The 13,935-nt window shown below is 73.2% G+C and carries 16 protein-coding genes; 8 read left to right on the top strand and 8 right to left on the bottom strand.

Annotation, left to right across the window (positions count from 1 at the left end; translation table 11 throughout):
* Window positions 1-22 precede the first annotated feature (22 nt).
* Complete coding sequence (locus ACZ47G_RS30595) at window positions 23-757, bottom strand: Crp/Fnr family transcriptional regulator (RefSeq protein WP_465748201.1); 735 nt, start codon at window positions 755-757, stop codon at window positions 23-25.
* A 264-nt stretch (window positions 758-1,021) separates the two neighbouring features.
* Here ACZ47G_RS30595 and ACZ47G_RS30590 point away from each other — a divergent pair, with 264 nt between their 5' ends.
* From ACZ47G_RS30590 to ACZ47G_RS30570, 5 genes are read left to right on the top strand one after another with little or no spacing between them, the layout of a single operon-like run.
* Entirely contained in the window at window positions 1,022-1,726 is a 705-nt protein-coding gene (locus tag ACZ47G_RS30590) for a hypothetical protein (protein WP_465748199.1), read from the top strand.
* A gap of 7 nt (window positions 1,727-1,733) precedes the next feature.
* Complete coding sequence (locus ACZ47G_RS30585) at window positions 1,734-2,150, top strand: hypothetical protein (RefSeq protein WP_465748197.1); 417 nt, start codon at window positions 1,734-1,736, stop codon at window positions 2,148-2,150.
* Window positions 2,147-3,361: a protein phosphatase 2C domain-containing protein gene (locus tag ACZ47G_RS30580; protein WP_465748195.1), complete on the top strand. Its 1,215-nt coding sequence runs from the start codon at window positions 2,147-2,149 to the stop codon at window positions 3,359-3,361. The genes ACZ47G_RS30585 and ACZ47G_RS30580 overlap by 4 nt, the downstream gene beginning before the upstream one ends.
* A complete protein-coding gene (locus ACZ47G_RS30575; RefSeq protein ID WP_465748193.1) occupies window positions 3,358-4,530 on the top strand; it encodes a hypothetical protein in 1,173 nt (390 codons plus the stop codon). The genes ACZ47G_RS30580 and ACZ47G_RS30575 overlap by 4 nt, the downstream gene beginning before the upstream one ends.
* 15 nt (window positions 4,531-4,545) lie before the next feature.
* The gene (locus ACZ47G_RS30570) at window positions 4,546-5,196 is read left to right on the top strand and encodes a vWA domain-containing protein (protein WP_465748191.1); all 651 of its coding nucleotides are present in this window, start codon (window positions 4,546-4,548) and stop codon (window positions 5,194-5,196) included.
* A gap of 346 nt (window positions 5,197-5,542) precedes the next feature.
* Here ACZ47G_RS30570 and ACZ47G_RS30565 read toward each other — a convergent pair whose 3' ends face one another.
* A complete protein-coding gene (locus ACZ47G_RS30565; RefSeq protein WP_465748399.1) occupies window positions 5,543-6,955 on the bottom strand; it encodes an amino acid permease in 1,413 nt (470 codons plus the stop codon).
* Window positions 6,956-7,357: 402 nt separating this feature from the next.
* Between ACZ47G_RS30565 and ACZ47G_RS30560 the strand changes: the two genes are divergently transcribed.
* Window positions 7,358-7,582 carry a hypothetical protein gene (locus tag ACZ47G_RS30560; protein WP_465748189.1) on the top strand — a complete coding sequence of 75 codons (225 nt, stop codon included), beginning with the start codon at window positions 7,358-7,360 and terminating at the stop codon, window positions 7,580-7,582.
* A gap of 112 nt (window positions 7,583-7,694) precedes the next feature.
* Here ACZ47G_RS30560 and ACZ47G_RS30555 read toward each other — a convergent pair whose 3' ends face one another.
* The gene (locus tag ACZ47G_RS30555) at window positions 7,695-8,636 is read right to left on the bottom strand and encodes a deoxyribonuclease IV (protein WP_465748187.1); all 942 of its coding nucleotides are present in this window, start codon (window positions 8,634-8,636) and stop codon (window positions 7,695-7,697) included.
* A 379-nt stretch (window positions 8,637-9,015) separates the two neighbouring features.
* On the opposite strand from ACZ47G_RS30555, the gene ACZ47G_RS30550 reads away from it, so the two are divergent.
* Both ACZ47G_RS30550 and ACZ47G_RS30545 read left to right on the top strand, forming a co-directional pair.
* Window positions 9,016-10,095 carry a right-handed parallel beta-helix repeat-containing protein gene (locus ACZ47G_RS30550; RefSeq protein WP_465748185.1) on the top strand — a complete coding sequence of 360 codons (1,080 nt, stop codon included), beginning with the start codon at window positions 9,016-9,018 and terminating at the stop codon, window positions 10,093-10,095.
* Between the two features lie 26 nt (window positions 10,096-10,121).
* Window positions 10,122-11,156 carry a methyltransferase gene (locus ACZ47G_RS30545; protein ID WP_465748183.1) on the top strand — a complete coding sequence of 345 codons (1,035 nt, stop codon included), beginning with the start codon at window positions 10,122-10,124 and terminating at the stop codon, window positions 11,154-11,156.
* A 69-nt stretch (window positions 11,157-11,225) separates the two neighbouring features.
* On the opposite strand, the gene ACZ47G_RS30540 is transcribed toward ACZ47G_RS30545, so the two are convergent.
* From ACZ47G_RS30540 to ACZ47G_RS30520, 5 genes are all read right to left on the bottom strand, one after another.
* A complete protein-coding gene (locus ACZ47G_RS30540) occupies window positions 11,226-11,924 on the bottom strand; it encodes a class F sortase (RefSeq protein ID WP_465748181.1) in 699 nt (232 codons plus the stop codon).
* A 125-nt stretch (window positions 11,925-12,049) separates the two neighbouring features.
* Window positions 12,050-12,508 carry a hypothetical protein gene (locus ACZ47G_RS30535; RefSeq protein WP_465748179.1) on the bottom strand — a complete coding sequence of 153 codons (459 nt, stop codon included), beginning with the start codon at window positions 12,506-12,508 and terminating at the stop codon, window positions 12,050-12,052.
* 378 nt (window positions 12,509-12,886) lie between these two features.
* On the bottom strand, window positions 12,887-13,216 hold the full coding sequence (locus ACZ47G_RS30530; protein WP_465748177.1) for a TcmI family type II polyketide cyclase: 330 nt from the start codon (window positions 13,214-13,216) through the stop codon (window positions 12,887-12,889).
* Complete coding sequence (locus ACZ47G_RS30525; RefSeq protein ID WP_465748175.1) at window positions 13,213-13,668, bottom strand: SRPBCC family protein; 456 nt, start codon at window positions 13,666-13,668, stop codon at window positions 13,213-13,215. Before ACZ47G_RS30525 ends, ACZ47G_RS30530 begins: the two co-directional genes overlap by 4 nt.
* A 1-nt stretch (window position 13,669) precedes the next feature.
* Entirely contained in the window at window positions 13,670-13,930 is a 261-nt protein-coding gene (locus tag ACZ47G_RS30520) for an acyl carrier protein (protein ID WP_465748173.1), read from the bottom strand.
* Window positions 13,931-13,935 lie beyond the last annotated feature (5 nt).

The following is a 13,935-nucleotide window of genomic DNA, read 5'->3' as shown; positions in this document are numbered from 1 at the left end:
GGATCGCCGGAACCAGTCGCCGCTACCGGCTCGGTGGGATCGTCGGCGAGCCGGTCGGTTCGGCGTCGGCGGCGATCCGGGCGAGGTGATCCAGGTCGAGGATGGTGATCCTGCGGTAGCCCGTGACGACGGCGCCCGACTCCCGCAGGGCCCGCAGGGCCTTGTGGATCGACGACTCCGCGGCGCCGACCAGCGTGGCCATCTCCGGCTGCGACAGCGGGAGATGGGCCTCGTTGAGGCCGGGGCGCCGGTAGGTGACCGCGAGGTGGTGCAGGATCCTGGCCAGCCGCCCGAGCACGTCGCAACCGGTGAAGTCGACGATCCGGCCGGTCGCCGTGCGCAGCTTGGCCACCACGCTCGCGTTGAGTGCGAGCCCGATGGCGGGGTGCTGCTTCGTGCACGCCAGCAGTTCGGAGGGCAGGATGTAGCGGGCCAGGACCCGGCCGCAGGCGGTCACGGTGCCGATGCGTGGCTGACCGTCGATCCCGGCGAGCTCTCCGACGAGGTCCCCGGCCATCCGCACGGCCAGCAGCGCGTCCCGACCGTCCTGTGCGTGCGCGGTGACCTTCACCGTGCCGCCGATCAGGAGCAGCGCGAAGTCCGAGGTGTCGGCCTCGCGGATGGTGATCTGACCGGCCGGGTAGACCACGCCGTGGCCGAGACCCAGCAGGACTCGGCGATCGGTCTCGCCGACCCGGCCGAGCAGCCCGGTCGGCGGCCAGTAGGCCTCTGCCCCGCGCATCCGTGTGTTGCTCATCGCTCACCCCTCTCCTTGTCCGGCCGAAGCCGGACAAGCCGTATTAGTAGCCGGTCTACCCGAGGACCCCTCCCCTACGATCTCGTCAACCATCGTGTCGGCACCGGGAATTCGGGGCCGACGGCAGATCGGTGTGCGAACTGCCGGCCCCGTCGTGATCGCGGAGGGAATGTGGATCCGAGGTACGAGTACCGACCTCTGCTGGCGTGCGACATCGCGGGTTCCGCGGGCCGCGGTCAGCAGCGGTTGCAGGAGATCCGCGGTGTGCTGCGGTCCGCGCTGTTCGGCGCCCTCGGCGTCGCGGCGCTGGACCGGCGGGACTTCGCGTACGTCGACACCGGCGACGGCTGCCGGCTCGTCGCCCCGTCCGGGTTGCCCAAGGCCCGACTGCTGGTCCCGCTGCTGCCGGAGCTGGGCTCGCGGATCCGCGAGCACAACCGGCACGCCGGCCCGGACACCCGGCTGCGGGTACGGGCCGCGGTGCACGCGGGGGAGGTGCGGCTCGATCCGGACGGCACCGTCTCCGGCACCCCGTTCGAGGCGCTCGCCCGGCTGCTCGACTCGCCCCCGCTGCGGCGCGCGGCCCTGGCCGGTCCGGACGGTACCCCGGTGGCCGCGATCCTCTCGCAGCACTACTACGAGGAGACGGTCGGGCACGGCGACGAGGAGCTCGAAGCCGGCGCCTTCACCGCGGCCGAGGTCCGGGTCAAGGAGTACGCCGCACGGGCCTGGCTCTGGTATCCGGGCAGTCCGGTCGGGCCGCACGGCGGTTCCGGCCAGGAAGCCGGCTCCGGCGAGCGGCCGGGGGAATCCTGCTCCCACGAGCGGTCGGGGGAAACCCGCTCCCACGAGCGGTCGGCGGAAGCCGTGCCGCGGACCGTGGAGCAACTCGTCCGGGCCACGGGGAACGGCACGGTCTTCGCCGTCGGCCGAGGTGACCAGCACATCCGCTACAACGAACGGGGCTGAAGCGCCGATGAACCAGGAACTCGCCGAGCTGGCCGCGAGCGGAGCCACCGCTCTGGTGTCCGCGATGGGCACCGATCTGTGGAGCGAGGCGAAGCAACTGATGAGCGGCGTCATCGCCCGGGCCCACGGCAACCGCCGCAGGGAACTGTCCGCCGCGCTGGAGCGGCGATCGACCGCCACGAGGGGAGCGGTCGACGCCGAGGTCGTGGACTACTGGACCCAGGCCCTGTTCCAACTGCTCGACCGGAATCCGGCACTCGCCCAGGACGTCATGGCCCTGGCATCGCTGCGGGTCCCGCAACAGCCGGAGGTCGCGGTCCAGGTCAACTCCGCCACCGGTTCGGGGGAGGTGTTCGCGGTGCAGCACGGTAACCAGCACTTCGCGTCGGGGCCGAGGTCCCGCGATTCCGGGGAACGGCCGTGAGCGGGGGCGACGGCCGGCCGGCCGATTCGACGGTCGGCCCGACGGACGGCTGGGTGCGGGCGGCGCTGCTCGTGGCCGTCGTCATCGGGGCCTTCATCGAGGTCGGCACGCCGCACCGGCACTACGGCTGGCTGGTGGACGTGTTCGCCCTCGCGGCGGTGGGTGTCGTCGGCGCGGCGGCCGCGCTGGGGTCGGAGGCCGCCGCGGCGCCGGCCGGGCAGGGGGGCCGGCTCGAACGGGCGCCCCGGCCCGACGCGACGGCGCCGGCCTGCCGCTATGTCGCAGGACCGGTGGCGCCGACGGCCCAGCCCGGGAGGCCCCGGCCGTTCCTGCGCGAGCGGCCGACCGACCTGAGTGTTCCCCGCTTCGGTGAAGGCGCGCGTGCACAGGGCTACCCCTGGCTGCTGCCGGAGCGCACGGTGCAGAACGGGATCGCCGCCGACGAAGCCACCGTAGGTGCCCTCGTCATCCGCGCGGCCTCCGTGGTGGGGCCCGGCCACCGCTGTGGCCAGCCCGCCGGGCCGCGACAGGACTCCTACCGGATCGGGCGGAGCCGGGACAGCCGGTACGCGATCGTGGCCGTGGCCGACGGCCTGTCCAGCGCGGTGTGGTCCGACACCGGGGCCACCGCGGCCTCCAGCCAGGCCGTCACCCTGCTGCGCGAGCAGATCGAGGCCGGCGGGTTCGACCGGCTCGACGTCAAGGAGTTGTACGGGCGGATCGCGGAATCGGTCGCCGCTCACGCGGCCGGACGCGGCGTCGGCACCTCGGACCTGGCCACCGTGCTGATCACGGCGGTGATCGCCGAGCCGGACGCGAACGGCGTGGCGCAGGCGTGGGTCGGGTGGCTCGGCGACAGTTCGGCCTGGACGCTCGACCCGCGCGTCCCGCAGTGGCAGTTCTCCGCCGGCGAGGCCAAGGATCGCGCGGCCGCGGTGGTCTCGAACGAGGTCGCCGGCCGACTGCCGGACACGCCGCACCTGGCCGTGGAGCGTTACCTCACCCTGCCGGCCGGTGCCGCGCTCGCCCTGGTCACGGACGGGATCGGCGACGCGTGGGCGGACCGGGCGGCCAACGTCAACGAGTACTTCGCGAACGCCTGGCGCTCGCCGGTCCCGGCCACCCGGTTCACCGCCGACGTCGGCTTCGACGCGCCGCAGTGCCTCGACGATCGCACCGCCGTCGTGGTGTGGAACGGCAGGGGAGCATGACCGACCTCCATCCGATCGCCGGCGACGGTGTCCCGGCGGTGGATCCGCGGGGCTGGGCGTTGCCGAGGGCCGTGGCCCTCAGCGATCTCGGACCGCTCGCCGAGCCGATCTCCGAGCACAACGGCCAGGCCGTCGCCGTGCGTCCGCTGATCTGCCATCCGGGCTGGCTGGCCAAGCTCTACCGGCCGGACCGGCACCCGGAGGACGCCCACCGGATCGATCTGTTGATCTCGGCCCCGGACACGCTGCCGGAGGCGGAGCGGGCGACCCTGTACGCCGGGACGTGCTGGCCCGCGGCCCGGATCCACGAGCCCGGCAACCCGGCCGTCGGGTGCGTGATCCCGATGGCGCCCGAGCACTACCGGTCCGAGCTGCGGCGCGGCAAGTTCAGCGAGCGCCGGTTCCTCGAGATCGACTGGCTGGCGAAGTCCGACGATTCGATCCGGGGCGTCGGCCTGCCGCGCCCCGGCCTGGAGGGCCGACTGGCGGCCTGCCGGCGGCTGACGGAACTCGCCGCGATCCTGGAGGGCCTGGGCCTGGTCTACTCGGACTGGTCGTTCTCCAACGCCTTCTGGAGCCCGGGCGGGCGTTCCGTCTACCTGATCGACGTCGACGGCTGTCAGCCGAAGAAGATGCCCGACCTCCACCAGCCGAACTGGGCCGACCCGCTCACGCCGCCGGGCTCCGACGCGGACCAGTACACCGACCGCTACCGGCTCGGCCTGCTCGTCGCCAAATGCCTGACCGGCCAGCGCGACGCGCGCGCCTTCCACAGCGTCTCCCTGTCGCCCTGGCCGGACCAGCCCGCCCTCTCCGAGGTGCTGCTCGACATGCTGCTCGCCACCGAGCGCGAGCGGCGGCCCGCGGCCGCCCAGTTGAACCAGGCGCTGAACAACGGGCCCTACCTCAGGGCCGTGCCACGTCCGACCCGTACCTCGCCGCCCCCGTTGGCTCCGCTGCCCGTGCCGTCCCCGATCCCGTCGCCCGCGCCGAGCACGACCGAGCAGCCCGAGCAGCCCGAGCCGCGCACGACCCCGAAGCCTTCCGTCGGCACGGGCACCGCCGAGAAGAAGCAGGAGCCCGCGACCACTCGGTTCGCCGGTTGGATCGGGGCGCTCGTCTTCGTCGTGACCCTGCTGATCGTCATCATCATCGCCTCCAACCACTAGCTCAGGGGTGCACACATGTCACTCTGCCTGCCCACCTACGTGGTGATCGACGCATCCTCGTCGATGAAGCCGCACGAGGCAGTGCTCAACGCGACCCTCTCGCGTCTGCACTACAACCTGGCGACGAATCCGCGCGTCTCGGAGTTCGCCCGGGTCAGCGTGGTCGCCTTCTCCACCGACGTGCACGTGGTGATCCCGATGTCGGACATGGAACAGGTGCCGAGCATGCCCGAGGTGATCTGCGGCGGGCGCACGGACTACGGCAAGACCTTCGACCGGCTGCGGCAGTGCATCGAAGAGGATGTCAGCAGCCTGCGGGCGCAGCACCACAGCGTGCTGCGGCCGACGATCTTCTTCCTGACCGACGGCGGTCCGACCGACGCGAACTGGCGGGCGTCCTTTCGCGAGCTGGTGGACCCGAGCCGGCCGCGCTACCCGCACGTGATCGCCTACGGCTTCGGCGCTGCCGAGCGCGGCGTGCTGCAGGAGGTGGCGACCAAAGCGCTGTTCATCGCCGACGGTTCGGACACCGAGTCGGCGCTGAGCGGGGCGATCTCCGGTCTGCTCAACACCCTGATCGCCTCTTCGCAAACCGGCCGGATGCAGATCGCCACCGACGTCAAGGGCTTCGAGTACGTCCAGGTCGCCCAGGAATACGTGGACTGAGCATGGCCACCGACCCGCGTACCACGGCGCCCCGGGCGTCCCGTGCCTCCGTCGGACTGTCCGTACTGGCCGCGGTGCTGCTCGCCTGTGGCGGCGCGGTCGCGGCGGCGGGCAATCTCCTCGGCCCCTCGGCGAACGGGGGCGGAGGCGGCTCGCACCCGGCGGCGCCGGCGCCGGTACAACCGACCCCAAAGGTCTCCACTCCCGCCGCCGCGCCGTCGCCGAGTTGCTCGCTCTCGGCCTCACCCACCCGGCTTCCCGAGCCGACGATCACCACCACCACCACCACCACGCCGGTGCCTCCCCCGGAGCACCCTTCGGGGAAAGACACGCCCCAGCGGCGGCGCTAGCGGCGGCGCCCGGCCAGCCAGACGTACACCAGGACGCCGGCGAACAGGAACAGCACGCCCTGGTAGACGGCGGCGTAGCCGGCGCCGGCCAGCAGCCAGAGCGAGAAGGCGAAGGCGCCGAGGCCGAGGACGGCGTCGCGCACCAGGTGCGGGCCGTTGACCTTGTCGGTGGCGCCGCGGACCAGCCAGTACAACTGGGCGGCGGTGGAGAGCAGGTAGGGCACCACCGCGGTGAAGGTGGTGACCAGCACCAGCATGTTGAACGCGCCCTTGGCGCCGCTGGCGAAGTTGGCGATGGTCAGCACCGAGGCGAGGGCGACGCTGACGATCACGCCGAAGGTCGGCACACCGCGCTTCTCCCGGCCGAAGGCGGCCGGGAACAGCCCGTCCTTGGCGGCCGCGTACGGCGCCTGGGCGGCGAGCAGGGTCCAGCCGTTGAGTGCGCCGGTCATCGAGATCAGCGCGGCGACGGCGATCACCGTGCCGCCCCAGGTGCCGCCGAACATGCCGTTCATGGCGTCCGAGAACGGCGCGCTGGAGCTGACCAGTTGCTGGTGCGCGACGGTGCCGAAGACGGCGAGGGTGCCCAGCAGGTAGACCACGGCGGCGCCGCTGGTGCCCAGCACGCTGGCCCGGCCGACGTTGCGCTCCGGGTCGCGGACCTGCCCGGCGCTCATCGCGGCCGACTCCACGCCCAGGTAGCTGAACAGCAGGATCGCCGCGGCGGCCGTCATGCCGCCCATCCAGCCCTGGTCGCCGGCGTCGAAGGGCCCGATGTTCTTCGGGTCGAAGAAGAACAGCCCGCCCACCGAGACCAGCAGCAGGGGGATGAACTTCAGGACGGTGGAGACGAGTTGGACGGCGCCGACGAACCGGGTGCCGGCCAGGTTGGCCAGCGCGGGCAGCCACTGGAAGGCCAGCGCGGCGGTGATCTCCAGCGCGATGTCGTGGTGCAGCGGCACCAGTACGTCCAGGTAGCCGACGGCGGCCACCGCGAGGGCGGCGTTGCTGACCCAGGTGGTGATCCAGTACGACCAGGCCGACAGGAAGCCGGCGAAGTCCCCGAAGGCCTCCCGGGCGTAGACGTACGGCCCGCCGGTGCGCGGGTTGCGGCGGGCCAGCTGCCCGAAGACCAGGGCGAGGGCGATCGCCCCCACGGTGAGGACGACGAAGGCGAGCAGGCTGACCGTCCCGAACGGCGCCACCGCGGCCGGGATCATGAAGATGCCACCGCCGATGATGTTGCCCATCACCAGGGCGGTGGCGGTCGGCAGCCCGAAGCGGCGGCCGTTCTGCGGGGGAACGGGGGTGACCGGCTCCGGGCCTGCCGGGTCGAGGCCGGCCGGGTCGAGGCCGGCCGGAGCGCTCGGTCGGGTCGCCTGCCGGGGTGCGGCGGGGCTGGTCTGCATGAGGGTGGTGCGCCTTTCGTGGTCCTGCTCGCGCTCGGTGGAGCGACCGTTCATGCTCGGACTGCGCGGCACCTTGCACCAAATCGATGGGATTTGTTCATTCCGCCCGGCGGATCACCGCAAGACTTGCGGTCCCGGGCCGCTCGGACGGGCACTCGTCCGGTGCGCCCCGTGAGGCTGTTCGACCCGGAATGCAGGCGTACGACCGCGTTCGTCCGGCAGGGGGAGATGTGTCACCCGAATGTCCCAGCGCGGTTGCGGCGCGCGCCCGCCGGTGCGGGTTCGTGTGCCAACCTTGGCCCGGCGCCTCCCGGTGGGGCGTCGCCCGGCCCGTCGAATCGGCTCGAACTGGCCGTTCGGGGGCGCGGGTTGAGGACCATCGACAAGCCAAAGGGACATCAGATGTCGCTTCGTGGGAACATCCGCAAGCTCGCCGTGATCACCGTGGTGACGGGTGCCGCCGCCCTCGCGGCGCCGGCGCCGGCGATGGCGAACTGGCACGCGTCGCACTCGTCGACCGGGCAGAGCCTGGAGATGGGCAGCGCCGGTGTCGGCCTGTTCGGCCCGCACGCCAACTGGACCAACGTCCACGCCCACACCGAGGACGACTGCATCGGCGACTGCTGATCGACTGATCGACGGGTGAGCCCGGGACCGCACAGCGGTCCCGGGCTCACCCGTGCTCGCCTGCCGCAGCAGGCGGGGTGGTGGGCGCCGGCGACAGCCGCCCCGGCGGGCCTCAGGCCGGTACGGCCGCCCGCTCGCGCAGCTCCCGCAGCACCGCGATGTCCATCGCGTGCCCGGTGCCGTCCCCGCCGTGCTTGCGGTCCGGGGTCTCCACCAACAGCGGCACCCCGGCCGTCTCGGGGTGCTCGAACAGCTCCCGGAACGGCTCCGCGCCGATCATCCCGGCGCCGATGTTGGCGTGCCGGTCCTTGCGGGCGCCGACCGCGTCCTCCGAGTCGTTGGCGTGGATCAGCCGCAGCCGGCCCGGGCCGGCCGCCGAGGCCAGGGCGTCCAGCGCGGCCGTCACCCCGCCGGGAGCGGCCAGGTCGTGCCCGGCGGCGAAGGCGTGGCAGGTGTCCAGGCAGACGCCCACCTTGGGGTGCCCGTCCAGGGCCTCCACGTACTCGGCCAGCTGCTCCAGCCGGGAGCAGAGCGAGCTGCCCTGCCCGGCGGTCGGCTCCAGCAGCAGCCAGGGGGCGTCGTCGCCGAGCGCGTCCAGTTCGTCCAGCAGCGGCCGGACGTCGGCGCGCACCTGGGCCATCGCCTCGGCCCGGCGCGAGCCGCCGCCGGGTGCCGTCCCGACCGCCGAGCCGGTGTGCAGCACGACGCCGAGCGCGCCGATCGCGTGCCCGCGGTGCAGCGAGTGCCGCAGCGAGTCGGCCGAACGCTCCCGGGTGGCCGGGTTGTCCGAGCCGAAGTTGATCAGGTACGGCGCGTGCACCCAGGCCGGGACGCCCTGTTCGGCGCAGGCGGTGCGGAACTCCTCGTCCTGCGCCGGGTTGCCCGCGGGGGTGGCCCAGCCGCGCGGGTTGGCCACGAACACCTGCACCGTCTCGGCGCCCACCCTGCGGGCGTACGCCAGTCCGGTGCCCGCCAGGCCGCGGCCGGCCACCGGGACGTGGGCGCCGATCGGATTGCGGCGGGCGGCGGTGGTCGGTTCGGGCGCGGTGCTCATGCCCCCGAGGATGCCACGGGCCCGGCGGGCGACGGCGCGCGGGCCCGTCCTGGCGCCGGGTACGCACGCCACGCCGGGGCGTCCCACCAGCGGCCGACGCCCCGTCAGTCCGGCAGCCCAGCCCTGGTGGCGGCCCCCACGGGGCGCCCGTACCGTCGACTCGGCCGCACTCACCGAACGTCACCGCCCGCACACGCCGGGTCGGAACGCCTCCCGAGCAGCACGAACCAGCACCGCCGCACCGTCCCGCCGCCCCACCTCCGTACCGCCGCACGTCCCACTGCCGCACCACCGCACCGTCCCCGCTGCCCCACTTGCTCCACCCGCCCCCACCCGCCGCACCCGCCACACCAAGCGCGCCGAAAGACAGGTCACCACCATGCCCACCCGTCGGCTCCACCACCTCGCCGCGGCCACCGCCGCCGCCACCGCCCTGACCACCGTCCTCGCCACCCTGGCCGCAGCCCCCGCGGCCCAGGCCGCCGAGGGCGCGGTGCTCTTCGTCCAGCCGGGAGAATCGATTCAGCGAGCCGTCGACGCCGCCCACCCCGGCGACACGATCCAGCTCCTCCCCGGCACCTACCGCGGCAGCGTCCGCATCGCCACCCCCGACCTCACCCTGCGCGGCTCCGGGCCGGACAGCGTGATCACCCCCGGGGACGGCACCGAGAACGCCTGCGCCACCGCCGGGCACGGCGTCTGCGTGGTCGGCACCGAGGCCGCCCCGCTGCCCGGCGTCACGGTGGAGGCCCTGGCCGTCACCGGCTTCCGGAAGAACGGCATCGACGCCAGCGGCACCACCGGCCTGACCGTCCGCGCCACCTACGTCCACGACAACGCCCAGCAGGGCATCAGCCAGGAGATCTCCACCAAGGCCGCCATCCTCGGCAACCGCTCGGTGGACAACGGCCAGTCCGGCGTCTTCCTCGCCAACTACGCCTACCGCGAGGGCGGCGCGCCCGACGCCGGGGGCACCGTCGTCGAGGGCAACGAGCTCACCGGCAACCGGGTCGGCGTCACCGTGCGCCGACTGCGGGTGCTGACCGTCCAGGGCAATCGGATCAGCGGCAACTGCAGCGGCGTCTTCGTGGTCGGCGACGAGGGCGTGCCCCGCGCCGGGGACCTCGACGTCCGGCGCAACCGGGTGGTCGCCAACAACAAGTTCTGCCCGGCCAACCCGCGCCTGGGCGCCATCCAGGGCGCCGGCATCGTGCTCACCGGCACCGAGGACGCCCGGGTCACCGACAACGAGGTCCACGACAACGTCGGCGCCTCGGACTTCTCCGGCGGCATCGTGCTCTTCAAGAGCGCCGTCGGCATCCCCAACACCCGGGCGACCGTCGCCGACAACCACCTGAGCGGCAACGGCCCGGCCGACCTCGCCGACCGCGACTCCGGCACCGACAACTCCTTCGCCCGCAACACCTGCTCGGTCTCCGAGCCGTCCGGCCGTTGCTGACGACCCCGATCGAGAAGGACCAGCCCATGACCACCGCACCCGTCAACCCCACGCCCCAGGCCGCGATGCGCCTGCGCGAGCTCGTCTTCGGCGCCGCCTGTGCCGCCGCCGTGCGCGCCGCCGCCCGGCTCGGTGTCGCCGACGTCCTCGGTGACACCCCGACCGGCGTCACCGAACTCGCCGCGCGGCTCGACACCGAGCCCCGCCAGCTGCGCCGGCTGCTGCGCGCGCTCACCTGCTACGGGCTCTTCGCCGAGACCGGCGACGACTGCTTCGAACACACCGAGATGTCCCGGCTGCTGCGCGAGGACGCCCCCAACTCGCTGCGCCACATCGCCCTCTGGTGCACCGAGCCGTGGACCTGGGAGGCCTGGCCGAAGCTGGACGAGGCGGTGCGCTCCGGGCGCAACGTCTTCCCCGAGCTGTTCGGCAAGGAGTTCTTCGACTACCTGCACAGCGACGCCGGCGACTCGGCGAAGGTCTTCGACAAGGCGATGACCACCTCCAGCCGCCAGTCCGCCATGGACTTCGCCGACTACCTGGACCTCACCGGCATCGACTCGGTCGCGGACATCGGCGGCGGCCAGGGCCACGTGCTGGCCAGCCTGCTGGAGAAGCACCCGGCCCTGCACGGCACCCTGCTCGACCTCCCCAAGGTCGTCGCCGGCGCCGACCCCCGGCTGCAGGACGGCGGCGCCTTCTCCGCCCGCGCCCGCCTGGTGCCCGGCGACTGCCGGGTGGAGATCCCGGTGCGCGCCGACCTCTACATCATCAAGAACATCCTGGAGTGGGACGACGACAGCACCCGCCGCACCCTCGCCAACGTGGTCGCCGTGGCCCGCCCCGGCGCCCGCGTCGTGGTGGTCGAGAACCTCGTCGACAACAGCCCCTCGATGCGCTTCACCACCGCCATGGACCTGATGCTGATGCTCAACGTGGGCGGCGCCAAGCACTCCGAGGACAGCATGGTCCAGCTGATGCGGGAGGCCGGCCTCGACGTCGCCGCCGTCCGCCCGGTCAACCCCTACCTGCACGCCTTCGAGGCCACCGTCCGCGGCTGAGCCGCCCGGCCCGTACGCGACGGCCGCTGCTCCCCGACCCGTCGGGGGAGCAGCGGCCGTCGCACGGGTTCAGGCCTTGTGGGAGGACTCCAGGTGGGCGAAGACCACCACGTTGTCCAGGTAGTCCCGCCGCTTCTTGTCGTAGGTGCCGCCGCAGGTGATCAGCCGGAGCTGGGCGTCCGGGGTCTTGCCGTACACCTTCTGGTCCGGGAAGGCGTTCTTGGCGAAGGTCTCCACCGCGTCGACGGTGAAGACCGCCACGGTGCCGTCCGCGCGGCTCACCTCGACCTTGTTGCCGGGCAGCAGCAGGCTCAGCAGCAGGAAGACCGCCGGGCCCTTGGTGGTGTCCACGTGCCCGGCGACGACGGCGCTGCCGCGCTCGCCGGGGGTGGCGCCGTCCCGGTACCAGCCGACCAGGTTCTTGTCGTCCGGCGGCGGCGCGTTGAGCTGCCCGGCGGGGCCCAGGGTGAGCTCGGTGAACGGCGCGTCCACCGCGATCTGCGGGATCCGCAGCCGGGTCGGCTTGGAGCGCTTGAGCGCCGGCGAGCCCGGCGCCGCGGGCGAGGCGTTCGCGGGAGCGGTGGCGGCGGCCGCCACCGCTCCCGGGACGGCGGGGGCGACGGCCGCCGGGGGAGCGGCCTGGCCGGCCGTCGTGTCCCCGCTCGGCCCGGTGTCCACCGAGTTGTAGATCAGCAGCAGGCCGACCGCAGCCGCGCCCATGCCGCCGCGCAGCAGCCGGGGCATTCCGGACCCGGGACCGCCCGTCATTCCTGTCCTCCGCTCGACGTTCCTTCGTCAGGGTTCCGCAACGGCCCGCCGCCTCCGTGCGCCCCACCCCGGCCGGGGGGAGGCGCCCAGAGGCGGCATCAGGCAGCAGGCATCAGCCGGCAGGGTCAGGCGACCGCGCCGGACGTACGGCGGCCGCGGCGCAGCGCGTACGCGCCGGCCCCCAGGCCACCGAGCAGCAGCACCGCGCCGGAGGCGAGGCCGCCGCCGGACAGCGCCAGGCCGCCGCCGCCGGTGTGCACGCCGCCGTGCGGGGAGGCGTACTCCTCGTCGTGGCCGCCGGAGCCCCGGCCGTCGTTGCCCTTGTGCTCGTCGTTGCCCTTGTGGTCGTCACTGCCCTTGTGGTCGTCGTTGCCCTTGTGCTCGCCCGAACCCTTGTGCTCGTCGGAGCCGCCGGACTTCTTGTCGTCGTAACCGGAACCGCCCTTGTTGTCGGACTGCTTCTCCTGCCAGGTGAGGTTCTTGCCCTGGTCCGAGGAGGTGCCGTCGGCGAAGGCCATGGGGGTGCCGACGGTGAGGACGGCGGCGACGGCCGCTCCGGCGAGCAGCGTACGTGCAGAACGCATGAGGATGATCCTTCCGGCGCGCGGACCGCGACCGCCGGCACGATGCCGGTCAAGGGGACTCGCGGAAAGTGGCGCCTGATCCACCGTCAACCACGGTGCGGCCGACTGCCACCGGAGCGTGGCAGCGCCGGTACGCTCCGTGCGCCCTTCGGGTGGAGTCCGGGGCGTGTTCACCCGGGTGCCCCGGCGATCCGGGTGAACCTGGCGTGGCGCCGGGTGGTACGGGCGCCACACGTCGCCGCCGGGTGATACGGGCGCCCCGCGTCGCGCCCGGGGGTACGGGCGCCCCGCGTCGCCGCCGGGTGGTGGGCGCGCGTGGGCCCGCCCCCGGCGCACGGCCGGGGGCGGGCCCAGAGGGACGGCGGACCGCGGTGGCGGTCAGCGGTCCCAGCGGTAGAACTCGCGTGCCATGGCGTCCTTGGGCTCGCGCCAGGTGGCCGGGTCGTAGGCCTGGACGTAGGCGGTGAGGCGGTCGCTGACGGTCCGGAACTCCGGGTGGCCGAGGACCTTGGCGACGGCCGGGCCCGGCGGGCGGTCGGCCTCGATCAGGTGCAGGTAGACGTCGCCGAACTGGAAGAGGCTGCGGCCGGTGACGCCGATCAGGTGCGGCAGCTCGCCCCGGTCGGAGTCGGCGAACACCTCGGCGATGTCCGGGGCGGCTTCGGGCTTCATCCGGGCGACGATCAGGGCGCGATGGGTCTCGGTCATCGTTCGGCCGCCTGCTTCTCGACCTTCTCGCGGATCAGCTGCATCTGGATCCGGGAGTTCTTGTTGATGTGGTTGACCATGCCGTCGTCGTCCACCGGCGCGGTGGGCTTCATCGCGAAGTCCTGGATCCAGCGCATCCTGGTGCCGGCCGGGACCTCCGCGTACTCCCAGCGGATCTCCATGAACTCGAACGGGCCGGGCTCGACCCGGCGGGCCCTGACCGCGAGCGAGGAGCGGTCGGTGGTGCGCTCGGAGACCCAGCTCCAGACCTTGCCGTTCTCGTCCGGGTGCATGGTGAGCCGGAACTGCACCCGGTCGCCCTCGCGCTCCAGCACCTCGACCGAGGCGTACTCGCTGAACAGCTCCGGCCAGTTCTCCAGGTCGTTGGTGATCTCCCAGACCAGGTCGACCGGGGCGTTGATGACGATCTCGTTGTCGGTGTGTCCGGGCATCTCAGGCACCTGCCTTCGCGGACAGGGAGGTGTTGACCAGCTGCAGGAACTCGGCCGGGGTCTTGGCGGTCTCGGCGCCGGTGGTGACCTTGAGGCTGTGCCGGTTCTCCAACTCGCCGACGATGCCGAGCAGTCCGAGCGAGTCGACGCCGAAGTCGTCGAACTGGGCGCCCGGCTGCTCCAGGTCGCCCGGGTCGACGGTGACGCCGGCCCGGGACTGGAGTAGGGCGGCCAGTTCGGGATAGCTGAGGGTGTTGCTCACGGGAT

The organism is Kitasatospora sp. NPDC030952 (genome assembly GCF_055571335.1).
Note: the sequence above shows the minus strand (reverse complement) of the source record. Positions and strands in the feature narration are given on the sequence as shown.